The following is a 24,014-nucleotide window of genomic DNA, read 5'->3' as shown; positions in this document are numbered from 1 at the left end:
ACGGTGTAAAGCGGTTTTCGGGAAGGGGTGGGCGGGCTCCTCGCGCGGACGCGAAAAGGCCGGTGGGCCGGGGTTCGTACCCCGGCCCACCGGCCGTTTTCCGTCCCGCGCGCCCTACTTCACCGGGGCCGTCAGGTCGTAGAACGTGGCCGAGCCGACGGTCACCTTCTTGAAGGAGGCCTCCACCCAGGTGGTGATGGCGCTGCCGCCGGCCTCACCGCCGGGGCCGCCGCGTCCGCCCATGCCACCGCCGGCGACGAAGTAGTGGATCTTCCCCTCGGCCACGTACGTCTTGAACCGCGCGAGCGTGGGCGAGGGGTCGCTGCCGTTGAAGCCGCCGATCGCCATCACGGGCCTGGCGGTGGCCAGTTGGTAACTGGCGGCGTTCTGGGCGCCGATCGCGGCGGCGGCCCAGGTGTAGTGGTCCGCGTCCGTCTTCAGCAGGGTCTTCGCCTCAGCGCCGACCCGGGCGCCGTCGAGCAGCCCGCCCATGCCGCCGGGACGGCCGCGCTCGGCCCCGCCGGGGACCTGACCGCCGCCGGGGAGCCGGGACGGCAGGCCGTTCGGCCCGCCCTGCGGGGCGCCGCCCGGGGGCAGCGCCCCGGCGCCGCCCTGCGGGCCCTGCGGACCCTGCCCCTGACCGGCCCGCGGGCCCGGACGCCCGTCCTGGCCGCCCGGTCCCGCCCCGAACCGGCCGCCCCCGGGACCGCCGCCCCTGGACGCCCCGGCCGGACCCGCCGTGACGATCGAGCCGGTGTGACCGGTGTCCAGCGTGCTCATCGTGTACGCGAAGGGCCCGGCCAGCGACGCCGCGAGCCCCACCCCCGCCGCACCCAGCGCCAGCCTGCGGTCGAGCCGTCCCGCCAGGACCAGCCCGACGGCCGCGGCGAGCCCCGCGACCAGCACCGTCCGGCGCAGCCACGGCAGGTAGTCCGGCGTACGGCCGAGCAGTACCGACGACCACCACGCCGTCAGCGCCACCGCCGCACCCAGCGCCGAGGCCGCGGCGATCCGGCTCCGCTCCTCCCAGAGCACCGTCACCCCCATGCCCACCAGCGCGGCGATGTACGGGGCGAGGGCGACCGTGTAGTACTGGTGGAAGATCCCCGCCATGAAGCTGAAGGTCCCGGCCGTCGTCAGCAGCGCCCCGCCCCAGGCCAGGAAGGCGGCGCGGGCCGTGTCGGTGCGCTTCCCGCGCCAGGTGACCACCAGGCCCGCGACGAGCAGCAGCAGCGCGGCCGGCAGCAGCCAGGAGATCTGGCCGCCCACCTCGGCGCCGAACATCCGGCCGAGGCCGGTCGAGCCCCAGCCGCCGCCTCCCCGGCCACCGCCACCGCCGCCCACACTGCCGGTCTCGTCGCCGTTGATCCGGCCGAGTCCGTTGTAGCCGAAGGTCAGCTCCAGGAAGGAGTTGTGCTGCGAGCCCCCGATGTACGGGCGCGAGGAGGCGGGCCACAGCTCCACCACCGCCACCCACCAGCCGCCGGACACCACGGCCGCCAGTCCGGCCAGGGCGAGCTGTCCGAGCCGCCTGCGCGGGGGCGTCGGCGCGCACACCGCGTACAGCAGGGCGAGCGGCGGCAGGATCAGGAACGCCTGGAGCGTCTTGGTCAGGAACGCGAGGCCGACGGCCACGCCCGCCCACACCAGCCACTTCGTCCGCGCGTCCTCCAGGGCGCGCAGCACGCAGTGGACGGTGACGGTCATCAGCAGGGCGAGCAGCGCGTCCGGGTTGTTGAAGCGGAACATCAGCGCGGCGACCGGGGTGAGGGCGAGCACCGCGCCCGCGATCAGCCCCGCCGCCGGGCTGAACCGGCGCCGCACCGCCGCGTACAGCACCGTCACCGTGCCGACGCCCATCAGGACCTCGGGCAGCAGGATCTGCCAGGAGCCGAGGCCGAAGAGCCGCACCGAGAGCGCCATCGGCCACAGCGCGGCCGGAGGCTTGTCGACGGTGATGGCGTTCGCGGAGTCCAGCGAGCCGAAGAACATCGCCTTCCAGCTCTCGCCGCCCGCCTGGACGGCCGCCGAGTAGAAGGAGTTGGCGTAGCCGGAGGCGGTGAGGTTCCAGAGGTAGCCGAGGAGGGTGAGCAGGAGGAGGCCGAGGAAGGCGGGGCGTACCCAGGCCGGGTCGGTGACGCGCCCGCGCCACAGCCGGGCGGCGGCGGCCCGGGGGCGGGCCGCGGCGACCCCCTCGTGCGCGTCGGCCGGGCAGGAGGTCGTGGTCATCGGGTGGCGTCCTTCCGGTGGGGGAGCACAGTGGCGCGGTCCGGGAAGACCCAGGCGCGGAAGAGCAGGAAGCGCAGCACGGTGGCGGCCAGGTTCGCCGTCACCAGGACGGCCAGCTCGGTGGAGTGCGAGGGGTCGCCGCCCGCGGCGCCCAGGGCCGCGAGGGAGCCGCTGGTCAGGGCGAGCCCGATCGCGAACACGACGAGCCCCTGCGCCTGGTGGCGCATCGCGCGCTCCCTCCCCCGTACGCCGAAGGTGAGCCGGCGGTTGGCGGCGGTGTTGGCGACGGCCGAGACCAACAGGGCCGCGGCGTTGGCCGCTTGGGGCCCGGTGCCGGCCCGGAAGAGCGAGTAGAGGCCGAGGTAGAAGAGGGTGGAGAGCGCGCCGACCACGCAGAAACCGACGAGCTGCCGGGCGAGACCGCCCGGGACGCCGCTGAGGGCGCGGTCGCGCGGGTCGTCGCCGAACGGGCGTGCGAGCCGGTCCAGCGGGAGCGCGCCGACGGCCAGTGCGCGCCCGATACGCCACACGCCCCTGAGGTCGTCGGCCGCCGTCCGCACGATGTGGACGGTCGAGTCCGGGTCGTCGACCCAGTCCACCGGCACCTCGTGGATCCGCAGCCCGGCCCGCTCGGCGAGCACGAGCAGCTCGGTGTCGAAGAACCAGCCGGTGTCCTCCACCATCGGCAGCAGCCGCTCCGCCACCTCGCGGCGTATCGCCTTGAACCCGCACTGGGCGTCCGAGAAGCGCGCCGCGAGCGAGGACCTGAGGATCAGGTTGTACGCGCGGGAGATGAACTCCCGCTTGGGTCCGCGCACCACCCGCGAGGCCCGGCTGAGCCGGGAGCCGATCGCGAGGTCGGAGTGGCCCGAGATGAGCGGGGCGACCAGCGGGAGCAGCGCGTTCAGATCGGTCGAGAGGTCGACGTCCATGTACGCGAGCACGGGCGCGTCCGAGGCCGACCACACGGCCCGCAGCGCCCGCCCGCGCCCCTTCTGCTCCAGCCGGACATGGCGTACGCCCGCGATCTCCCGGGCCAGCCGCGCCGCGACCTCGGGGGTGCGGTCGGTGGAGGCGTTGTCGGCGACGGTGATCCGGAACGCGTACGGGAAGGTCCGGGCGAGGTGCTCGCCGAGCCGGCGCACACACGGCTCCAGGTCCTTCTCCTCGTTGTGGACGGGGACCACCACGTCGAGGACGGGCCCGCCCGCCGCGCCGACGGGCAGGTGCTCACGGGCCGGCAAGGTGCCCACGGAGATGTCGGTTCGCATGCCACCGACCCTCGCGAGGGCCGCTGTCACACCTGTGTGGCGCGACTGTGGGAGGGCTGTGAGTGCTGCGGGGGGCGCGGGGCGGGGTGGGGGCTCGCGTTGGGGGCGGGGTTGGGGGCCGGGCTGTAGGCCAGGTTGTGGCCCGGGTTGGGGGCCGGGCTGTAGGCCAGGTTGTGGCCCGGGTTGGGGGCCAGGTTGTGGCCCGGGTCGTCGTGCGCCGGCAGGCACACGGTGAAGACCGTGCTGCCGGGGGCCGAGCGCACCGCGACCGTGCCGCCGTGCGCGGCCACCACCGCCTGCACGATGGCGAGTCCGAGTCCGGTGGAGCCGTGCGCCCGGGAGCGGGAGGCGTCGCCGCGCGCGAACCGCTCGAAGACGTGCGGCAGCAGCGCGGGCGGGATGCCGGGGCCGTCGTCCTCGACCTCCAGCACGGCCCACCCGCCCCGGCGCGCCACGCGCGCGGTGACGGTGGTGCCCTCGGGGGTGTGGGTGCGCGCGTTGCCGAGCAGATTGACGAGCACCTGGTGGAGGCGGGGGCCGTCACCGAGGACGGAGACGGGGGCGTGGGGGGCGGAGTCGGGGGCGCGAGGTACGGAGTCGGGAGCGCCGAGCGCGAAGTCGGAATCGGGATCGGGGCCGGGGCCGGGGCCGGGGCCGGGGCCGGGGCCGGGGCCGGGGCCGGGGTCGCCGGGTGGGTCCGGCAGTTCCAGGTGCCAGTGGTGGCCCTGCCCGGCCGCCCGGGCGTCGCTGACGGCGTCCACGACCAGCGGGGAGAGATCAGTGCTCTCGTACGAGAGCGGGCGTCCGGCATCGAGCCGGGCGAGCAGCAGCAGATCCTCCACCAGGCCGGTCATCCGCTGGGCCTCGGCCTCGACGCGCCCCAGCGCGTGCCGGGTCGCGGGCCCGACCTCCTCGGTGCCGCGCCGGGTGAGCTCCGCGTACCCCCGGATGGAGGCGAGCGGGGTCCGCAGCTCATGGCTGGCGTCGGCGACGAACTGCCGTACGCGCGTCTCGCTCTCCTGCCGCGCGGCCAGCGCCGAGCCGACGTGCCCCAGCATGCGGTTGAGCGCCGCGCCGACCTGTCCGACCTCGGTACGGGGGTCGGCCTGCGCGTCCGGGACCCGCTCGTGCAGAGCCACCTCGCCGCTGTGCAGGGGCAGTTCGGAGACCCGGGTGGCGGTCGCGGCGACCCGGCGCAGCGGACGCAGGGCCACACCGACGATCGCGGCGCCCGCGATCCCGGCGGCGACCAGACCGGCGGCGGTCACCGAGACCACGACCACGATCAGCGTGTTGACGGTGGACTCGACGTCCTTCAGCGGGAAGCCGACCAGCGCCGAGCCGTCCCTCGCCCACTGCGCCCGGTACGAGCCGAGGCCCGGCACCCGGACGGTATGGACGCGGTCGTCCTTGGGCACCGCCGACAGCGCGGTGATCTGTTCGGCGCCGAGCGCCTTCGGAGCCGGCCGGACCGGGCCGGGCTCCCCCCGGACGCTGATGGCCCCGGCGACGGCGTGCCCGTCGGGGCCGATACGCAGCCCGACCGTGCCGAAGGGCTGGCCGGGCGCGGAGACGAAGTCCGCACCGCCGTCGCTGGGCAGGACGTGGTGCGTGCGCTCGACGGCCGGGCGCAGCGCGTCGTCCAGCTGCCGCTGGAGGTTGGAACGCATCCCGACGACCGTGACCGTACCGATCACGGCCGCGACGACCGCGATCAGCGCGACGGCCGAGACGACCAGGCGCGTACGGAGGGTCCAGGGCCGGGAGGGACGGCGGACGAACCGGGAGATCCGGCGGGCGAGCCTGGAGGGGCGGCGGCGCTCACTCACCGGGCTTGATGAGGTACCCGGCCCCTCGCCGGGTGTGGATCATCGGCGACCGCCCCGCGTCGATCTTCCGCCGCAGATACGAGATGTAGAGCTCCACCACGTTGGCCTGGCCGCCGAAGTCGTACGACCAGACCCGGTCGAGGATCTGCGCCTTGCTGAGTACCCGGCGGGGGTTGCGCATGAGATAGCGCAGCAGCTCGAACTCGGTGGCGGTGAGGTGGATGTTGACCCCGCCCCGGGTCACGTCGTGGCTGTCCTCGTCGAGGGTGAGGTCCCCGACGACGAGCAGCGACTCGCTCCGCACGGCCGCGCTGCCGGAGCGGCGGATGAGCCCGCGCAGCCGGGCCACCACCTCCTCCAGCGAGAACGGCTTGGTGACGTAGTCGTCGCCGCCCGCCGTCAGCCCCGCGATCCGGTCCTCGACCGCGTCCTTCGCGGTGAGGAACAGCACGGGCACGTCGGGGAGTTCGCGCCGCAGCCGCCCGAGCACGGCGAGCCCGTCCATGTCGGGCAGCATGATGTCGAGGATGACCGCGTCGGGCCGGAACTCCCGGGCGGACCGCACTGCACCGGCCCCGTCCCCGGCGCTGCGCACCTCCCACCCCTCGTAACGCAGCGCCATCGACAGCAGCTCACTGAGCGGAGCCTCATCGTCCACGACGAGCACCCGGACAGCGGTCCCGTCCGGCCTCAGCAATTCGGTACGCCCCTGCGGGGAGGTGGTGGTCATGCTCACCACCCTGTGAGCGGCCCCTGAGAACGTCCTTGCGCATTCCTGTGAATTCCCTGAGAAAGGGGGCCGCTCCCCTCAGAGTCCGGGGCTCGGCAGGCCGAACAGCCGGGCACCGTTGCCGTGGCAGACGCCCCGCAGCCACGCGTCCCCCAGACCGAGCCGTTCGAGGGATTCGAGCTGGTGGAGATAGCCGTACGGGATGTTGGGGAAGTCCGACCCGAGCAGCACCCGCCCGCCCAGGTCCCGCAACCGGGGCAGCGCGTCCGCCGGGAAGGGCGCGAACCGCTCGCTGAAGTCGGTGAACGCCATGGTGGTGTCGAGCATGACCCCCTCGTACGCGTCGGCCAGCGCCATGAAGTCCGCGTACTCCGGCATCCCCATGTGTGCCACGACCAGCCGCAGCCGGGGGTGCCGGGCGAGCAGCCGCGCGATGGGCTCGGGGCCGGTGTGCTTGCCGGGCGCGGGCCCGGAGCCGCAGTGCGCGACGACGGGCACGGCGGCCTCGGCCAGCAGGCCCCACACCGGGTCGAGCAGGGGGTCGTTCGGGTCGTAACCCCCCACCTGGACATGCGCCTTGAAGACCCGCGCCCCGGCAGCGAGCGCCTCCTCGACGTACGCGCCGGCTCCCTCCTCCGGGAAGAAGGTGGCCGTGTGCAGACAGCCGGGCGTGCGGCGCGCGAAGTCCACGGCCCAGCCGTTGAGCCAGCGGGCCATGTCCGGCTTGTGCGGGTAGAGCATGGCCGTGAACGCGCGTACGCCGAATTCCCCCAGCAGCTCGATGCGCCGCGCCTCCTCCTCGCGGTACGCGATGGGCCACTCCACCCCGGTGAGGGGCCCGGCGGAGTCGAAGTAGGCCCAGACCTTCTTCAGGACGCGGTCGGGCATGAAGTGGGTGTGCACGTCGACGAGGCCGGGCAGTCCGAGCCGGGCGGAGAACTCCCGAACGAGAGCGGCTTCAGTGACCGGCAAGGCTGTCACCGTCGCGGCCGGGACCGGGGTCGGTGCCGGTGCCGGGGCCGGTCTCACCGCCGTCGCGCTGGAAGCTGTAACTCCGCTCGACCTTGGCGACATGGGCGCTGTAGCTCTCGTACCACTCGGCGCGCCCGCGCCGCTGGGCGCGCTGGTGCTCCAGGCGGGAGCGCCAGGCGACGATGGCCTCCTCGTCGCGGAAGTACGAGACGGTGATACCGAGACCGCCCGGCGTGCGGGCGTTCTCGTGGCCGAGGTAGCCCGGTATCTCCCGGACGAGCTTGTCCATGAGGTCGGCGGTCTCGCCGTACCCCCGGTCGCCCTCGGTGCGCAGGGAGGTGAACACGACGGCGTAGTAAGGCGGTTCGATGCCGGCGATGGGACGGGGCACAAGGTGATCGCTCATACGCCCCACCCTCCGCTGTCATTGGCGAACGTGTCCATACCCCTTACTCGAAGGGATCCAAAAGGGATCCAAGTCTTGACCCGGAGACGTCAGAAGAGCTGGTCCTGCACGTCAGGGGGGCGCAGGGCCCGCACGGGCACGGTGATGCCGCCGTCGGCGGGGGCGGCGGCGAGCCCCCACCCGCTCATGAGCCGGGTGTCGAGGACGAGGACGCGCCCGCCGGCGACCTCCAAATGGAGATCGGGCCCGGCGACGGCCAGCACGCGCCCCCCGACGACCCCACCGGGCGCCAGTTCGCGCACGACGCCCTGGGCGGGCACGAGGGCGTCGAGCCCGAACAGCGTCCCGTGGTCGACGACACGGCACGGCAGCGCCTCCAGCGATCCGGGCCACCCCCCGAGCCCGACGGCCCGGGCATGCAGCGCCCGCACCTCGTCCGCGCGCTCCCCGGCCCCGGGAAGGGAGGCCCGTACGACCCTCTTCTGCTCGTACGAGACACGGTCGGGCACCCCCAGCGCGGCCCGCAGCAACTCCTCGCACCGCCGCGCGGCCATCAGCGGCCCGCGCCCCAGCCAGGAGAAACAGACGGCCCCCTGCTCCCGCAGCCGCGCACCCTCCCGCTCCTCGGCGGTGATGCCGACCTTGACGAGCCCGCCCCCGAACCAGGCGAGGTAGACCCGGTAGACCCGAGGATCATCAGGCACCCCGTCGGCGGCGACGGACCCGACCCGATCGAGCCGGGCACACTCCGCACACCGTGCCTGAGCGCTCCCCCGAGCGACGACGAGCCCCCCGGGACAGGGATTCCCCCGGGCCCCCACACAGCCCCGCTCCCCGACAACCCGGAACCCGACGTCCCCACCCCCCACGATCGGACTGACCCGCCGCTCCCCCCGCTCCCCCACCCACACGAGCCCAGCCCCACCGTCCCCCCAACGGACCCCACCACTACGCCAGACCCCAGCCATGTCATCGACGGTAGCGGGGGCCACCGACAACGGGTCGGGCCTGTGGACAAGCGGACACACGAATGGACACACACGAGAAAGGCCCCCTGGATCTCTCCAGGGGGCCTTCCGGCTGTGCACTCGGCAGGATTCGAACCTGCAACCTTCTGATCCGTAGTCAGATGCTCTATCCGTTAAGCTACGAGTGCTTGTTGCGTTGCTTCCCGGTTTTTTTCTTCCCGGTCGGCGTTGCGGGAACAACATTACATGACCTGCGCCGTGACGCGAAATCCATTGGCCTCACCCACTCTGACCTGCGGAAACGTCCCTGAGGGGCGGAAGCCGGGGGAGTGGGCCCGGCAGGCGCGATGTGCCCCTAACAGGGGAAATGTGACCGGGGTCACCGGATCCGGCGCCCTTGAGCGCGGGGAGCCCTCCGTGAGGGCGTCTCGTGCGGGCCGGGCGGTCATCGAGAGGCACCCGGTGTGTGGCGTGCGCTGCCGCGCGCGGTGCGGCGGGGTCGGCACCGGCCCGGGGCGGCGTCCGCCCCCGCCCCCGCGCCCGCGCCCGCGCCCGCCCGGAATGAACCGGACCCCTCGCCGGAAAACGAATCGGACCCCCGCCCGGAGACGAGTTCGGCCCCCGCCCGGAAACGGCCGAAGCCCCGGCCGTGGGGCCGGGGCTTCGGGTCGAGCTGGCGGAGGCGGAGGGATTTGAACCCTCGATGGGCTTTAAGACCCAAACCGCATTAGCAGTGCGGCGCCATAGACCGGACTAGGCGACGCCTCCAGCACACCCTCTCGCGTACGCGAGTGGTGCGTGCAGATGATGACACAGCCTTGCTCCGCGTCACCAATCGCACCCCACGGTACTAGGCAGGTGGGCGCCAGAGCAAAGCGTTACGCGACCCACGTTTTCCGGGTGCCGGCGCGCGGCCGACCTGCGCGCGGTCCCCGGATCGGGGGCGGGGCGACAGGGGTTGCCGTGCGGCCGTCCGGGGCGGCCGGGCCGCCGGCGCGGGGTCCGGGCGCAACGCCCGGGGCTCCGGCGCGTTAGGCATGCCAGATCGTTCACCCCGGTGGGGCCGGACCCACCCCGTCCACCCCGTGGAGCCCGCATGCTGCGCCGCCTCGTCGTCACCGCGCTCGCCACCGCCGCAACCGCCGCGCTCGCCACCGCGCACCCCGCCCTGGCCGCCGCCCCCCTGCCGCTGCCCACGCTCCCCCTCCTCGGCAGCCACGACCAGGATCCCGCCCCCGACCACCTCAGGTTGAGGGTCGCGCACAACGGGGAGACGGACGGTACGTACGAGCTGGAGTGCCATCCGCCCGGCGGCAACCACCCGCAGATCCTCCAGGCGTGCGACCGGCTGGACAGGCTCACCCGCTGGGGCAGGGACCCGTTCGCGCCCGTCCCCCCGGAGGCGCGCTGCACGATGATCTACGGCGGCGACGCCACCGCCCGGATCACCGGCACCTGGGCCGGACGGCCGGTGGACGCCGAGTACAACCTGCGCAACGGATGCGAGATCAATCGGTGGAAGACCCTGGTGCCGGTTCTGCCCGGACCCCGGTGAGTGCCCGGTGAAGGTTGCGTGAGGGCTCGGACGGCGACGCGGTGAGCGCGCCGGCGGGGCGCCCGAGGCACGCGGCCCCGGTACGCGCGCCGGACGCGCCCCAACCCGTCGAAGCAATCCCCCGGCATACGCCGTGGTCACAGAAGATTGGTGAGAGCTCCCCCTCATCCGCCGTCGCGCGCCCATCCCCTGCCTTTAGACTCCCTCCCAGTGACAGGCCGCAAGGTGCAGTGGTTCAGGGAGGAAGCGTCGTCGTGAGCAGCAGGCCATCCCGAGGCGCTGCTCGCCTCGCAGCCATACTTGATGCCCTCCCGGACGGGCTCGTACTCGTCAACTGCAACGGCACGGTCGTCAACGCGAACACCATCGCCCTGGAGATGTTCGAGTCCCCGGGGACCGGGCTCGTGGGGCGGGGCGTGCTCGACCTGCTGCCCTCCTTCGACTCCAAGCTCATTCCGGGATCGATGCGCCGCCCCGAGTCCGAGGACGAGCAGGGCCGCACCAAACCGACCCGGATGGTGGCCCGGCGCACCGACGGCAGCGAGTTCCCCGTCGAGGTGACCAGCGCCAACCTGGAGGACGGGCGCGACGCGTACGCCTCGCCGTCCTCCTCCTACGGAAGCGGCGGCGCCCACTACTCCGGCGACGAGCTCCTGATGATCGTCGTACGTGACCTCTCCGGCACCGTCGACACCGAGGCGGAGCTCGCCCGTTCGCAGCGGCAGACCGAGATGATCCTGCGCGCGGCGGCGGAAGGCGTGGTCGGTACCGACACCGAGGGCCGTGTCGTCCTGGTCAACCCGGCCGCCGCGCAGATCCTCGGCTACCGCGCCAGCGACCTCGGCGGCCAGGAGCTGCACCCGCTGGTGCTGCACTCGCGCGCCGACGGCGAGCCGTTCCCGTACGAGGGGAGTCCGCTCGCCGACACCCTGAAGTCCGGCCGCAAGCACCGGGTGCGCAACCAGGTGCTGTGGGCGAAGAGCGGCGCCGCCGTGCCCGTCGACCTGACGACCGCGCCCGTACGGGACGGGGACCTGCTGGTCGGCGCGGTGATGACGTTCACCGACCGCCGCCCCTACGAGGAGCAGGCCAAGAAGCACGCGGAGGTCCTGGAGCGCGAGACCTCCCGGTACGACGCGCTGTCCGCGCGCCACCAGCAGCTGCTCTCGGTCCTCGGCGGTTCGCTGCGCGGGCCGCTGGACGAGCTGCGCCGCGAGCTGTCCACCCTGGCCGCCGACGACGCGGGCCAGCTGTGGCCCGAGGCCAACCAGGTGCTGCACCATCTGGCCGCCGGATACGCCCGGATGACCACCCTCGTCGACAACGTCCTGGCCTTCCAGCGGCTCGACTCCGGTACGGAGGAGCTGAAGAAGGCCAAGGTGCTGGTCGGGACCGTGGTCGCGGCGGGCGTCGAGGGCGCCGTCGAGCTGATCGGGCCCGGCCGGGCCCAGTTCGCCGTCCACGCGCCCCCGATCGAGGCCGAGGTCGACCCCGTACGGCTCTCCACGGCGCTGGCGCACCTGGTGGCGGACGTGGCGGGTGTCGACGCCACGGGCAACGCCCCGGTCGCCGCAGGCGGCTACATGGACTCCACGGTCGTCGTCGCGGCTGCGGTCCGCGGCGACGTCGTACGCATCGAGGTGCGCGGGCCCTACGCCGGGGGCGATCCCGTCCACGAGCCCATCGTCCGGGGCATCGTGCGCGCCCACGGCGGTGTGCTCCAGACGGTCGAGGTGCCGGGCATGAGCGGCAGCGCGTACGTCCTGGAGGTGCCGCTGGGGGAGGGTGCCGGTTCGGTGCCCGAGCCCGCCGCGGCCGAGATCGCGGTCGTCGCCGTGCCGGACCCGGCCCAGCCGGCCGGCTCGGGCCGCCGCCGCGCCCGACGGGCCTCCACGGACGCGTTCCTGGCGAGCCCGGTCGAGGAGGAGAAGTCCCCGACCGGCCGCCGCCGGGCGCGCGCCCAGGAGGAGCAGCAGCCCGGCCCGTCCGCCGCGTCCCCTGCCGCACTCGAACGCATCCCCGCGCAGCAGACGGGCGAGGGCGGCGGCCCGCGCCCCGGTGAGGGACCCGGCGGGGCCCCCGCCACGGGACGGGGCACCCCGAGTGCGGGACCGTCCGGCGGCCCGGGGGCCGGTGGCGTGCCGCCCATGCCGGGCGCGCCGGTCGTCCCGGGGGTTCCGGGCATGCCGGGTGCGCCCGTCGGGCCTGGTACGCCACTCGGGCCCGGCGCGCCCGGCGCAGGTCCGGCCGGCGGCGCACCCCAGGGCGGCGTGCCCCACGGCTCCGTGCCCCACGGCCCCGCCGGCGGTACGCCGGAGGGCTCCCCCGGCGCCCATCCCTTCGGCCCGGGCGGCCCGTCCGGCGGGACCCCGAACGGTCCGGCCGTCGGCATGCCCGGCACCGGGACCGCCCCGGGCGGCGCCCACCCGTACGCCCCCGGCACCGCCCCCACCGGCGGCCCGGGCGACGGGACTTCGGGCGAGGGTCCCTCCGGGACGGGGCGGCGGCGCGGGCGCCCCAGCCCCGCCGAGGGGAGCGCCGCGCCCTCCGAGGGCTCGATCGTCACCGCCGCCGAGAGCGCCCGCCAGTCCGGCGCCGGGCGACCGGCCGCGCTGAGCGAGACCGTGCCGCCGCAGGGCATGACGACCGATCCGGACGCACCGGCGGGCCGCCGCGCCCGTCGTGCCCTGCCCACCGGCGGCGAGGCGGCGACCGACGCGGACGCCCACCCAGGTGAGGCGCGCGCCGCCGACGCGGGGCCCGGCGGCCGTCGTGCCCGCAGGGCTCTCGCCGCCGCACCGGAGGCAGAGGAGGGTGCCGTACGCACCGCCTTCGCCCTGCCGCCCGCCGACGCCGACCGCCCGGTCCGTCCCGAGGGCTTCGCGCCCCACGGCCCGGACACCGCGCGGCCTTCCGGCCCGGCCGACGCCGGCCCCCGGGCAGCCGGTCCCGGCAGGCCCCTCGGGCTTCCCGGCACGGCGCCCGGCCAGGGCACCGGCATCCCCGTGGACCCGAACCGGCCCGGGGTCCCCGACCCCCACCAGCCTCTCCCGGCGCCCTCGGCCCCGGCCCACCGCCCGCTGGCGAACGGGCCCGCGCAGGCCGTCCAGGGCCGCCCCGCCGGCCGCGCGCAGCACGGTGCCGTACGCACCGAGGACGTCGACGACCACACTCCGCCGCAGCCGCACCCCGTCGAGCAGCCGCCCGCGTGGGCGGTCGGCGGCGCGGTTCCCGCGAACGGGCCGGAGACGGCGGGCGGCACCGCGCCGCAGCCCGCCCGCCAGCCGCTGCCCGCCGAAACGGCCCCCCTGCCCGACGACGCCTCCCAGGGCCGCGCGTTCAGCGTGCGCACCCTCGGCCAGGGCGTGCCCTTCGCCCAGCAGACCTCCGGCCCCTCGGGCTCGGGACGGCGCCGCAAGCTCGGTACGCCCTCCGAAGGGGAACGCCCCGCCGGTCCCGCCGAGGCCGAGCGCCCCGGCCCGTCCCCCACGTCGCTGCTCTCGCCCCCCTCGGAGGGGCAGGGGCGGGCGTACGCCATAGGGGCGCCGGACAAGGGCGCCGAAGGTCCCGAGCCGCTGGACGGGCCCGGGGGGGCCGTCGAGGTCGCCAACCGGCCGCACCCGCAGCCCGTCGACGACGAGCTGCCTCCCGAGCCGCTCGACAACCCGCGCCGGCTCCTCGTCTGGCCGGCGCCCGACGTCTCCACCCAGCAGGCGCTGAGCGACCGCGGCTACCGTCCCGTGGTCGTGCACTCCCGCGAGGAGGTGGACGCGCAGATCGCGGCGTTCCCCGCCGCGCTCTTCGTCGACCCGCTGACCGGGCCCATCACCCGTACCGCGCTCCAGTCGCTGCGGCAGGCGGCCGTCGCCGCCGAGGTGCCGGTGCTGGTGACGGCCGGGCTGGGACAGGCCACGCGCGAGGCCGCGTACGGCGCCGACCCGGCCGTCCTCCTCAAGGCGCTCGCCCCGCGCGACAGCGAGCAGCACCCGCCCCGCGTCCTGCTGATCGAGGAGCACGAGGAGATCGCCCTCGCCCTGACGGCCACCCTGGAGCGGCGCGGAATGCAGGTGGCGCGCGCCGCCACCGACAGCGAGGCCGTGACGCTGGCGGGCCAGATGCGGCCGAACCTGGTCGTGATGGATCTGATGCAGGTACGCCGCCGCCGCGCCGGGATCGTCGACTGGCTCCGCGCGAACGGGCAGTTGAACCACACGCCGCTCGTCGTCTACACCTCGGCGGGGCTCAACCAGCCGGAGCTGCCGAAGCTGTCGGCGGGGGAGACCGTGCTGTTCCTGGCCGAGCGCTCGACGAGCGCCGAGGTCCAGGGCCGGATCGTCGACCTGCTGGCGAAGATCGGCACGAACTAGCGCTACGGGCAGAGTCCGCTGCGGGAAGCGGGCGGTACGGACGGTGGCCAGTACGGACAGCGATGGGGCCGGTGGGTGTTTCACGTGAAACATCCGCCGACCCCCGCAACACCCCGCCTTACCCGGGCCGTTCGCAGGGCATGTTTCACGTGAAACATGCCCCGCCCCGGCTCACCGGGCCACCTCTCAGCGCAGCTCCGTGACGTCCAGCTCGCCGTCCGCGTACTGCTTGCGGATCACCTTCTTGTCGAACTTCCCCACGCTCGTCTTCGGTACCGCCTCGACGATCGTCCACCGCTCCGGCAGCTGCCACTTGGCGACAGACCGGGCGAGGAAGTCCTTGAGGTCCGCGTAGTCGGCACTCGCCCCCGGCTTCAGGACGACCGTGGCCAACGGGCGCTCACCCCACTTCTCGTCGGGCACGGCGACGACCGCGGCCTCGGCGACCTCGGGGTGCGCCATCAGGGCGTTCTCCAGGTCGACCGAGGAGATCCACTCCCCGCCCGACTTGATCACGTCCTTGGCGCGGTCGGTGAGCGTCAGATAGCCCTCGGGGCTGATCACCCCGACGTCACCCGTCTTCAGCCAGCCGTCCTCGCTGAACTTGTCGGCGGGGCGGAAGTCCTCGCCGCCGGCGCCGCCGTAGTACGCGCCCGCGATCCAGGTGCCCCGGACCTCCAGTTCACCCGCCGACTCGTTGTCCCAGGGCAGGAGTTCCCCGCCGGGACCGGTCAGCCGCGCCTCCACGCCCGCCGGGAAGCGGCCCTGGGTGATCCGGTAGGGCCACTCCTCCTCGGCCGAGAGCCCGGCCGGCGGGTTGGCCATGGTGCCCAGCGGCGAGGTCTCGGTCATGCCCCAGGCCTGGCAGAGCCGGACGCCGAGCTTGTCGTACGCCTCCATCAGCGAGGGCGGACAGGCGGCGCCGCCGATGGTGACCTTCACCATCGAGGTGAGGTCCCTGGGGCGGGCGGTGACCTCGGTGAGCAGCCCCTGCCAGATGGTCGGCACGGCGGCGGCATGGGTGGGCTTCTCGCGCTCGATCATCTCGGCGAGCGGAGCGGGCTGGAGGAAGCGGTCCGGCATCAGCATGCTGATGCCGGTCATGAAGGTCGCGTGCGGCAGCCCCCAGGCGTTCACATGGAACTGCGGCACCACGACCAGGGTCGTGTCCTTGTCGGTGAGCCCCATCGACTCGGCCATGTTGACCTGCATCGAGTGCAGATAGACCGACCGGTGCGAGTACACGACGCCCTTGGGGTCGCCGGTCGTGCCGGAGGTGTAGCACATGGCGGCGGCGGTGCGCTCGTCCAGTTGCGGCCACTCGTACGAGGTCGGGCGGCCCGCGAGCAGCTCCTCGTACTCGTGCACCTGCGGCCCTCCGCCGTCGATGTCGTCGAGCAGCGAGCGGTCACCGGGGCCCGAGACCACGACGTGCTCGACGGTCGGCAGGTGCGGCAGCAGCGGGGCGAACAACGGCAGCAGCGAACCGTTGACGATGATGACGCGGTCGGCCGCGTGGTTGACGATCCAGATCAGCTGCTCGGCCGGAAGCCGCAGGTTCAGCGTGTGCAGCACCGCGCCCATGGAGGGGATCGCGAGGTAGGCCTCGACGTGCTCGGCGTTGTTCCACATCAGGGTGGCGGTCGCCTGTCCGTCCTCCACTCCGAGCTCGCGCAGACCGTGGGCCAGCTGCGCGGCCCGGCCGCCGATCTCGGCGAAGCTGCGGCGCCGTGGCTCCGCCTCGCCGGTCCAGGTCGTGACCTGCGACTTGCCGTGGATCGTGGACCCGTGGGTCAGGATCCGCGAGATCAGCAGCGGTACGTCCTGCATGGTGCTCAGCACGGCGGCCTCCCGGGGGCGCTACGGTGCGCCTCGTGGCGATAAGAGTGTGCCGATTCTGCTCACGTACCGCGCGGTATGTCACTACCCGGAGGTAATGAATCACCCACGAGACCAAGGTCACGCGGGATGCGGCCCTCCTGGCGCCCGTTATCGGCCGACCGGATTCCGGTCAGCGGACGGGGGCGAGCTCCGGGTCCTCGCGGAGCTTGCCCAGCGCCCGGGACACCGCGCTCTTCACCGTGCCGACCGAGACCCCGAGCACCTCGGCGGTCTGCGCCTCGCTGAGGTCCTCGTAGTACCGCAGCACGACCATCGCCCGCTGCCGGTCCGGCAGCTTCATCACGGCACGCCACATCGCGTCGTGCAGAACCTGCTGGTCGGCCGGATCCGGCTCCGGCACCGTCTCCGGCTCGGGCAGCTCGTCGCAGGCGAACTCGTCCACCTTGCGCTTGCGCCACTGCGAGGTCCGGGTGTTGAGGAGCGCACGGCGCACATAGCCGTCGAGGGCGCGATGGTCCTCGATCCGGTCCCAGGCGACGTACGTCTTGGTGAGGGCCGTCTGCAACAGGTCCTCGGCGTCGCTCGGGTTCGCGGTCAGCGAGCGTGCGGTACGCAGCAGCACGGGGCCTCGGGCCCTCATGTACGAGGCGAACGACGGGTACGGCGTCGCCGCCCGGGAGGCGCTGTTGCAGACAGGCGTGGTCATACCTCCACGCTAGGAGCGCCCGCTACGCCACGGATCGGCCCCAGGTCGCGAAGCGGCGTCCCTCTCAGGTTGTACGGGTAGGGGTGGCTGGACCTCCTGAAGGTGGAGGAGGCCCCGGAACTCGTCAGGGTCGGAAGCGGGCGACCGGGGCATCCACCGTGTTCCGGTCCACCACGAGCCGCCGTCCGCCGTGCGTCTCGGTCACGTTCCCCGCGTACTGGTGGATGCGCCGGTGCGGCGTCCACGCGTCCGCGTGCAGGGTCGGCTCCCCGTACAGGGAGGGCCCCGAACCCCAGCGCGCGAACCACATCACCGACGGCAGGTCCGACTGCCCGGCCCGCCTGGCCTGCTCCATGTGCCGCACCCCGGACGCCGCGCTGCTGTAGAAACCGGGCAGGAAGCCACGGCCGCGCACCTCGTGGTTCCAGGCCCGCACGAACGCCAGCGTCGTCCGGGCGCACCCGGCGTTGTTCGCGTCGTACGCCTCCATGTCCAGGTAGAGAGCGCTGCCCTGCCGGATGCCGAGCTGCTCGGCCGCCTCCGCCGCCTGCCTCCCCTCCGCCCGGCCCTGGGGGGCCGAGTCGGCGCTCATCCGCACCTTCCGCTTCGCCTGCGACCGTACGCACGGCGACTGCGAGCCGACGAAGATCGGCAGCACCCGCCAGCCCATCCGGTCCACGTCCGCCAGCCAGCTTTTGTTGAGGTGGTGCTGGTCGGGGCAGCCGCGTCCGCGCCCCGCGAAGTAGACCCCGACCCCTCCGTACGACGAGGACCGCCACGCCTTCATCGTCGTCAGCGGCGGCGCCTGGCAGGTGTCGAACGCGGCCCCTTTGAAGTGCACGGCCCGCGCCAGCACCGCCGGGCTGTCCACCGAGTCCGCAGGAGCGAGCGCGGCCATGGCGGTGCCGGCCGCGTCGCCTGCGGCAGCCGCGGCCGTCGCGGCGGCGTCCGAGACCGCGTCCGAGGCGGCGGCCGAGGCGGCGGCCGAGGCGGCGGCCGAGGCGGTGCCCGAGGCGGTGCCCGAGGCGGTGCCTGAGGCGGTGCCCGAGGCGGTGCCCGAGGCAGCGTCCGCCGCGCCGGCGACGGCCGGGACGTCGGGGGTCGGTGCGGCCGACGCGGAAGGACTCAGCCCCGCCGCAGCGGCCACGGCCGGAACATCCGGTGTCGGTGCGGCCGAACCGGAAGGACTCAGCCCCGCCGCAGCGGCCACGGCCGGGACATCGGGTTTCGGTGCGGCCGACGCGGAGGGGCTCAGCGTGAGCAGGGCGGCGAGCGTCGTGGCCACGGTGAGCGGTGGCGTGATGATGCCCAGGTACCAGGGCCGGATCGATGTAGGGCTGTGCATAGGGTGAGTGAAAGGCCGTCAGCTCCGGTCGGCCACCGCTCGGCTCCGTGTCTCAGCCGTCCGTGGCCAGGATCATCCTTCCGTGTGCGGAGGTTCAGCCGTCCGCGCTCAGGATCAGACCCGAGGTCGGAACGCCCGTCCCGGCCGTCACGAGCACCCGCCCGACGCCCGGTATCTGATTGACCGCCAGGCCCCTGACCTGACGCACCGCCTCCGCTATCCCGTTCATCCCGTGCAGATACGCCTCCCCCAACTGCCCCCCGTGCGTGTTCAGCGGCAACGCGTCCGCCGCCACGAAGTCCGCCGCCGTCCCCGGCTCGCAGAACCCGAACTCCTCCAGCTGCATCAGCACGAACGGGGTGAAGTGGTCGTACAGGATCGCCACGTCGACCTCCGCCGGGGTGAGTCCGGACGTCCGCCACAGCTGGCGCGCCACCACCCCCATCTCGGGCAGCCCCGTCAGGGAGTCCCGGTAGAAACTCGTCATCCCCTCCTGTCTGCGGCCCGCCCCCTGCGCGGCTGCGGTGATCACGGCGGGCGGGCGGCACAGGTCACGCGCCCGCTCGGCGGTGGTGACGACGAGCGCCTGACCGCCGTCCGTCTCCTGGCAGCAGTCCAGGAGCCGCAGCGGCTCCACGATCCACCGCGAGGCGGCATGGTCCGCGAGCGTGATCGGCCTGCCGTAGAAGTACGCCGCCGGGTTGGTCGCCGCATGCCGCCGGTCGACGACCGCCACCTGTCCGAACGCCTCGGGCGTCAGACCGTACGTGTACAGATAGCGCTGCGCGGCCATGGCGACCCAGGAAGCCGGGGTGAGCAGCCCGAACGGCAGCGACCAGCCGAGCGCCGCGCCCTCGGCGGACGGCTCCCGGTGGCGCACCCCGGACCCGAACCGCCGCCCCGAGCGCTCGTTGAACGCCCGGTAGCAGACGACCACTTCCGCCACCCCCGAGGCCACCGCCAGCGCGGCCTGCTGGACCGTCGCGCACGCGGCCCCGCCGCCGTAGTGGATCCGCGAGAAGAACGACAGCTCGCCGATGCCGGCCGCCTGCGCCACGGTGATCTCCGGGCTGGTGTCCATGGTGAAGGTGACCATGCCGTCGACGTCGTCGGGGGTGAGCCCCGCGTCGTCGAGCGCGGCACGCACCGCCTCCACGGCGAGCTTCAGCTCGCTGCGGCCCGAGTCCTTGGAGAACTCGGTGGCCCCTATCCCGACGATCGCCGCCTTCCCTCCGAGCGAGTCGGCCCGCCGCACACTCATGACGCCACCTCCCCGGCGCCGCCCGTCCCGGCCCGGGGGAGGGCGACCGTGACGGTCCCGGTGACGTGGTGGCCCAGCCGGTTCGCCCCCACCACCCGCACCTCGGCCGTGCCGCCCTCCACGGCGGTGACCGTGCCCGTCAACGTCATGGTGTCCCCGGGATGGTTGGGCGCCCCCAGCCGTATCCGCACCGCACGCAACCGCGCCTCGGGGCCGAAGTGATCGGTGATGTACCTCCCGACCAGGCCGTTGGTGGTCAGGATGTTCATGAAGATGTCCGGGGACCCCTTCTCCTGGGCGAGCACCGCGTCGTGGTGCACGTCCTGGTAGTCGCGGGAGGCCACGGCCCCGGCGACGATCAGTGTCCGGGTGACCGGGATCTCCAGCGGTGGCAGCTCGTCTCCCGCCTTCATGCCGCGTCCTCCTCTCCCTCGACGATCAATCCGCCCAGCTCCGCCAGGATTTCGGCGCCGCACCCCAGATACGCGTCGATCTGACGTCCCCAGAGGAAGTGCCGGTGCACCGGGTGCTCCAGGTCCGCGCCGAGCCCGCCGTGCAGATGCTGGCCCGCGTGGACGACCCTCCTGCCCGCCTCGGACGCCCACCAGGCGGCCGTCAGCGCGTGCGTGCGGTACGGCAGCGCACGGTCGCGCCGCCAGGCCGCCTCGTACGAGGTCACCCGTATCGCCTCGGTGTCCATGTACGCGTCGGCCGCCCTCAGCTGGACCGCCTGGTTGGTGGCGAGCGGCCGGCCGAACTGCTCACGGGTGTTGGTGTGCGCCACCGCCCTTGCCAGCGACCCGGCGCACACCCCCGTCTGCAGTCCGGCGAAGGCGGTACGGGCGGTCGCCAGCACGTCGTCGTAGGCGCCCGGACCCGGACCGCCGATCCGCTCGCCCCGCGCTCCCGAGAGCGTGAGGCGGCCGGCCGACCACGGCGCCGTCGTCTCGACCGGTTCCGCCTCCGTCCCCGGTGCTCCCGTCCGTATCCACCACAGCGCCCGGTCCGCGTCCGCCACCAGCACATGCGTGGCATCCCGGAGCCAGGGGACCACCGGCACCACTCCGGTCAGCTCCCCCGTCGGGCCGCCCTCGGCCGAGGCCCGCACTCCGCCGTGCGAGGGGAAGGCGCCGGCCGCCACCGCCGTGCCGTCCCTCAAGGAGGGGAGCAGCCGGTCGCGCTGGTCCGGGGAGGCGTGGGCGGCCAGCGCCAGGACTCCGTAGACACAGCTCGCCGCGAACGGCACCTGGGCGGTGGTCCGGCCCTGCTCCTCCAGGGCGAGGACCAGCCCGAGCAGCCCCGTCTCCTCGACGGCCGCGGGCAGCCCCGCACCGCACAGGGTCTTCCACAGCTCGGTGTCCGTCCCGGTCCCGGCGGCGGTGAGGCGTTCATGGGTGGAGAGGTCGCCGAAGATCTCCCCGGCCAGCTCACGGACCGCCGACCCCTCCTCGGTGGGGGTGAAGTCCATCAGCCACCCTCACCCCCTCGGAACACCGGCAGTTCCAGCTCCTCGTCCACCCGGAGGAACTCCAGGCGCACGGGCATCCCGATGCGCACCTTGTCGTACGCCACCCCCACCACGTTGCTGATCATCCGCACGCCTTCGGCCAGCTCGATCAGCCCGACCGCGTAGGGCGCCGCCGCGTCGCCCCCGTCGCCCCCGTCGGCCCTGTCGCCCCCGTCGGTGCCGGGCTCGGCGAACCCGGGGAAGCGGGGGTGGTGCATCACCACGTACGAGAACACCGTCCCGGTGCCGCTCGCCTCCACCGTGTCCCATTCGGCCGCCCCGCAGCCGTTGCACCCCGGCAGCCAGGGGAAGCGCAGCTCGCCGCAGCCGGTGCAGCGCTGGATCAGCAGCTTGTGGGCGGCGACTCCGTCCCAGAATCCGGCGTTGTCCCGGTTGACGACCGGTCTCGGGCGCCGGCCCCCGAGTGTGCGGCGCGCCGGGGCGTACTTGAGGATCCGGAAGCGGTGGGTGCCCGCGAGCTCCCCGTTCGCCCGGACGTCCATGCGCGTGGTGACGAAGTGGCCCGTCCCCAGCTTGGTGGTCTTCCGGTCCGAGACCGTCTCGATCACCGCGTCATAGGTGATCCGGTCGCCCGGGCGCAGCTCCCGCAGGTACTCCTGCTCGCAGTCGGTCGCGACCACCGAGGTGAAACCGGCGCCGTCGAGCAGGGCGAACAGCTCGTCGTGGGCGCCCGAGCGGTCCGGGTGCCCGGAGAGGCCGCCCATCGTCCAGGCCTGGAGCATGGTGGGCGGCGCGATCGCGTCCGGTCCCCGGTAGGCCGGGTTGGTGTCGCCCATGGCCTCGCACCAGTGCCTGATCATCGGCTCGTTGACCAGGTCCTTGCCGACGCCCTCGCGCGCCGCCGACCTCCCCTCGTACGCCTTCAGGCGTCCGTACAGCCCGCCCCGGTCCGGGCGAGCGGACTGCTCGTCCCCGCCCGCGACGCGCCCCCGTGAGGGCGCGGACACGTCCTCGCTCATCTACCTCCGCCCCCTCTTCATCCCGAGCCGCATCGTCGCGACGATCTCCCGCTGCACCTCGCTCACCCCGCCCCCGAACGTGTTGATCTGTGCCGCGCGGTTCATCCGTTCCAGCTCCCCGTCCCCCACGGCGCCCGGCGACCCGCCCCGCACCAGCGCCGTCTCCCCCACGATCTCCTGGCACATTCGATACGTCTCGACCGCCGATTCCGTTCCCGCGAACTTCACGCCGCTGGCGTCCCCGGGGGCCGGCGCACCGGCCTCCACAGCCCCCACCAAACGCCAGTTGAGCAGGCGATTCGCAGCCAGCCGGGCATGCGTCTCGGCGATCCTGGAACGCACCCAGGGCTCGTCAACCCTGCGCCGCCCGGTCACCGGATCGGGGGTACGGGCCCGAGCCAGCGCCACCTCGAAGAACGCCTCGGCCTGCATGCCGATCGCGGCGAGCGCGACCCGCTCGTGGTTGAGCTGGCTGGTGATCAGACCCCATCCGCCGTTCTCCTCGCCGACCAGGTTCCCGGCCGGCACGCGGATCCCGTCGTAGTACGTGGCCGTCGTCGTCAGGTCACCCACGGTCCGGATCGGGGTCCAGGAGAAACCGGGCGCGTCGGTCGGGACCAGGATGATCGAGATACCCCGGTGCTTGGGGGCCGCCGGGTCCGTACGGCAGGCGAGCCAGATCCAGTCGGCGTTCTGGGCGTTGGAGGTGAAGATCTTCTGGCCGTCGATCAGCCAGTCCTCACCGTCCCGTACGGCCCGGGTGCGCAGCGAGGCGAGGTCCGTCCCGGCCTCCGGTTCGCTGTAACCGATGGCGAAGACGAGCTCGCCGGCGAGGATCCGGGGCAGGAAGAACGCTTTCTGCTCCTCGGTCCCGTAGCGCATCAGAGTCGGCCCGACCGTGTTGAGCGTGACCATCGAGACGGGGGCGCCGGCGCGGTACGCCTCGTCGAAGAAGACGAACTGCTCGTCGGGCCCGCGCCCCTGACCGCCGTACTCCACGGGCCAGCCGAGCCCGAGCATCCCGTCGGCCCCGATACGGCGGAGCAGGGCACGTTGCGCCGCGGGGTCGGAGCCGGTGTCGGTGTCGGTGTCGGTCGAGGCAGGGTTCGCGGGGGCGTCGTCCTCCCGATCGCCTGTCCGCGAGGCCTCCGGGAGACCCGCGTCTTGCGCCATGACCGTACGGAAGTACGAGCGGAGTTCGGCACGCAGGCGCTGCTGGCGTTCGGTCGGGGCGAGGTGCACGACGGCGGCCTCCGGGGTCCGGACATACGCTACGAGTCAGGGTTTCTGACTGTCCGTCAGAAACCGTGTCGGTGTCAATGCCCGCGCCCGCGCTCACGCCAGTACGCGCGAGCCCACGCCCCCCCGCGAGCTCACGCCTCTACGCGCGCGTGAGCACACGCGGGGCCGCGTACCCCGCCCCGCCCTACGCCTCCCGGACACACGACTGCCCGGGCGGCAGCGCCACAGCGCCACCGCCCGGGCAGTCGTTCACCCCACTGACCCCGACCCCGAGGGCCCCCGGCTCACCAGAGGTTGGTGAAGTTGACCGACACGTTGTCCTGACGGATCGCCGTGAAGGCGGAGCCGTTCACCTGGGCGGTGTTGCTCTGGTTCGAGGCGCCCGAACCCACAGCCTGCTGCTGTGTGGTGGACGAGTTCCCGTTGTTGTTGTGTCCGACCCCGCTCCCGCTGATGGTCGCCACTGCCGCGTTCGATCCGTGGTCCGCAAAGGAGCCGTTGTCCGCGGTGGCGACTCCGGTGAAGAGCCCCACGGCGAGAGGCAGGGCGGCGACGGCGGCGATGACGCGGGCGGTGCGGATGCTTGCCATGTCTTTTCCTCCAGGAACCAGAAGTACGGCTTGTTCCAGGGAAGTTGGCCGACCGCCCCGGACGCTGCTGCGACGTCGCGTCATCAGAGTTGCCCACCGAATCCCCGGCGAACCAGCCAAGTCGTCGCGTTTCGCCCGCAAGCGTGAGGACTTGTCGATAAACCACCAACTTGCTTTCTCAGCCCCAAAAGGGGTCTTCCGACGCGGGCACGCC

The 24,014-nt window shown here is 73.6% G+C and carries 18 protein-coding genes and 2 tRNA genes; 2 read left to right on the top strand and 18 right to left on the bottom strand.

Features of this window, described 5'->3' with window-relative positions:
* Positions 1-114: 114 nt before the first annotated feature.
* The 9 genes from ACZ5ID_RS06685 to ACZ5ID_RS06645 form a co-directional block, all read right to left on the bottom strand.
* Positions 115-2,229 (bottom strand): ArnT family glycosyltransferase, encoded by a 2,115-nt coding sequence (locus ACZ5ID_RS06685; protein WP_468894052.1) that lies wholly within the window; start codon positions 2,227-2,229, stop codon positions 115-117.
* Positions 2,226-3,500: a bifunctional glycosyltransferase family 2/GtrA family protein gene (locus ACZ5ID_RS06680; protein WP_468894050.1), complete on the bottom strand. Its 1,275-nt coding sequence runs from the start codon at positions 3,498-3,500 to the stop codon at positions 2,226-2,228. Before ACZ5ID_RS06680 ends, ACZ5ID_RS06685 begins: the two co-directional genes overlap by 4 nt.
* A 26-nt stretch (positions 3,501-3,526) precedes the next feature.
* The gene (locus tag ACZ5ID_RS06675) at positions 3,527-5,290 is read right to left on the bottom strand and encodes a sensor histidine kinase (RefSeq protein WP_468894229.1); all 1,764 of its coding nucleotides are present in this window, start codon (positions 5,288-5,290) and stop codon (positions 3,527-3,529) included.
* 31 nt (positions 5,291-5,321) lie between these two features.
* Entirely contained in the window at positions 5,322-6,059 is a 738-nt protein-coding gene (locus ACZ5ID_RS06670; RefSeq protein WP_406556567.1) for a response regulator transcription factor, read from the bottom strand.
* Between the two features lie 78 nt (positions 6,060-6,137).
* Positions 6,138-7,133: an amidohydrolase family protein gene (locus ACZ5ID_RS06665; protein ID WP_468894047.1), complete on the bottom strand. Its 996-nt coding sequence runs from the start codon at positions 7,131-7,133 to the stop codon at positions 6,138-6,140.
* Positions 7,018-7,437, bottom strand: coding sequence for an antibiotic biosynthesis monooxygenase family protein (locus ACZ5ID_RS06660; protein WP_468894045.1), 420 nt, complete (start codon positions 7,435-7,437; stop codon positions 7,018-7,020). The genes ACZ5ID_RS06665 and ACZ5ID_RS06660 overlap by 116 nt, the downstream gene beginning before the upstream one ends.
* Before the next feature lie 89 nt (positions 7,438-7,526).
* Complete coding sequence (locus ACZ5ID_RS06655; protein ID WP_468894042.1) at positions 7,527-8,141, bottom strand: DUF2797 domain-containing protein; 615 nt, start codon at positions 8,139-8,141, stop codon at positions 7,527-7,529.
* Positions 8,142-8,520: 379 nt separating this feature from the next.
* Positions 8,521-8,593, bottom strand: a tRNA-Arg gene (locus ACZ5ID_RS06650).
* A 486-nt stretch (positions 8,594-9,079) separates the two neighbouring features.
* Positions 9,080-9,173: transfer RNA gene (locus ACZ5ID_RS06645), tRNA-Ser, on the bottom strand.
* 328 nt (positions 9,174-9,501) lie between these two features.
* Here ACZ5ID_RS06645 and ACZ5ID_RS06640 point away from each other — a divergent pair.
* Entirely contained in the window at positions 9,502-9,960 is a 459-nt protein-coding gene (locus ACZ5ID_RS06640; protein ID WP_468894040.1) for an SSI family serine proteinase inhibitor, read from the top strand.
* Between the two features lie 254 nt (positions 9,961-10,214).
* Positions 10,215-14,327 (top strand): response regulator, encoded by a 4,113-nt coding sequence (locus tag ACZ5ID_RS06635; protein WP_468894038.1) that lies wholly within the window; start codon positions 10,215-10,217, stop codon positions 14,325-14,327.
* Between the two features lie 186 nt (positions 14,328-14,513).
* On the opposite strand, the gene ACZ5ID_RS06630 is transcribed toward ACZ5ID_RS06635, so the two are convergent.
* The 9 genes from ACZ5ID_RS06630 to ACZ5ID_RS06590 form a co-directional block, all read right to left on the bottom strand.
* Complete coding sequence (locus ACZ5ID_RS06630) at positions 14,514-16,169, bottom strand: long-chain fatty acid--CoA ligase (RefSeq protein ID WP_468894036.1); 1,656 nt, start codon at positions 16,167-16,169, stop codon at positions 14,514-14,516.
* Positions 16,170-16,338: 169 nt separating this feature from the next.
* Entirely contained in the window at positions 16,339-16,875 is a 537-nt protein-coding gene (locus tag ACZ5ID_RS06625; protein ID WP_101389237.1) for a SigE family RNA polymerase sigma factor, read from the bottom strand.
* A gap of 124 nt (positions 16,876-16,999) precedes the next feature.
* Positions 17,000-18,220, bottom strand: coding sequence for a DUF1906 domain-containing protein (locus tag ACZ5ID_RS06620; protein ID WP_468894033.1), 1,221 nt, complete (start codon positions 18,218-18,220; stop codon positions 17,000-17,002).
* Between the two features lie 94 nt (positions 18,221-18,314).
* Positions 18,315-19,481, bottom strand: a complete 1,167-nt coding sequence (locus ACZ5ID_RS06615; protein WP_468894031.1) for a lipid-transfer protein — start codon at positions 19,479-19,481, stop codon at positions 18,315-18,317.
* Complete coding sequence (locus ACZ5ID_RS06610) at positions 19,478-19,894, bottom strand: MaoC family dehydratase (protein WP_468894029.1); 417 nt, start codon at positions 19,892-19,894, stop codon at positions 19,478-19,480. The genes ACZ5ID_RS06615 and ACZ5ID_RS06610 overlap by 4 nt, the downstream gene beginning before the upstream one ends.
* Complete coding sequence (locus ACZ5ID_RS06605; RefSeq protein ID WP_468894027.1) at positions 19,891-20,949, bottom strand: acyl-CoA dehydrogenase family protein; 1,059 nt, start codon at positions 20,947-20,949, stop codon at positions 19,891-19,893. The genes ACZ5ID_RS06610 and ACZ5ID_RS06605 overlap by 4 nt, the downstream gene beginning before the upstream one ends.
* Entirely contained in the window at positions 20,949-21,968 is a 1,020-nt protein-coding gene (locus ACZ5ID_RS06600) for a bifunctional MaoC family dehydratase N-terminal/OB-fold nucleic acid binding domain-containing protein (protein WP_468894025.1), read from the bottom strand. The genes ACZ5ID_RS06605 and ACZ5ID_RS06600 overlap by 1 nt, the downstream gene beginning before the upstream one ends.
* Positions 21,969-23,210, bottom strand: coding sequence for an acyl-CoA dehydrogenase family protein (locus ACZ5ID_RS06595; protein ID WP_468894023.1), 1,242 nt, complete (start codon positions 23,208-23,210; stop codon positions 21,969-21,971).
* 284 nt (positions 23,211-23,494) lie between these two features.
* Positions 23,495-23,800: a hypothetical protein gene (locus ACZ5ID_RS06590; RefSeq protein WP_468894021.1), complete on the bottom strand. Its 306-nt coding sequence runs from the start codon at positions 23,798-23,800 to the stop codon at positions 23,495-23,497.
* Positions 23,801-24,014 lie beyond the last annotated feature (214 nt).

It is taken from the genome of Streptomyces sp. NPDC031670 (assembly GCF_055580545.1).
Note: the sequence above shows the minus strand (reverse complement) of the source record. Positions and strands in the feature narration are given on the sequence as shown.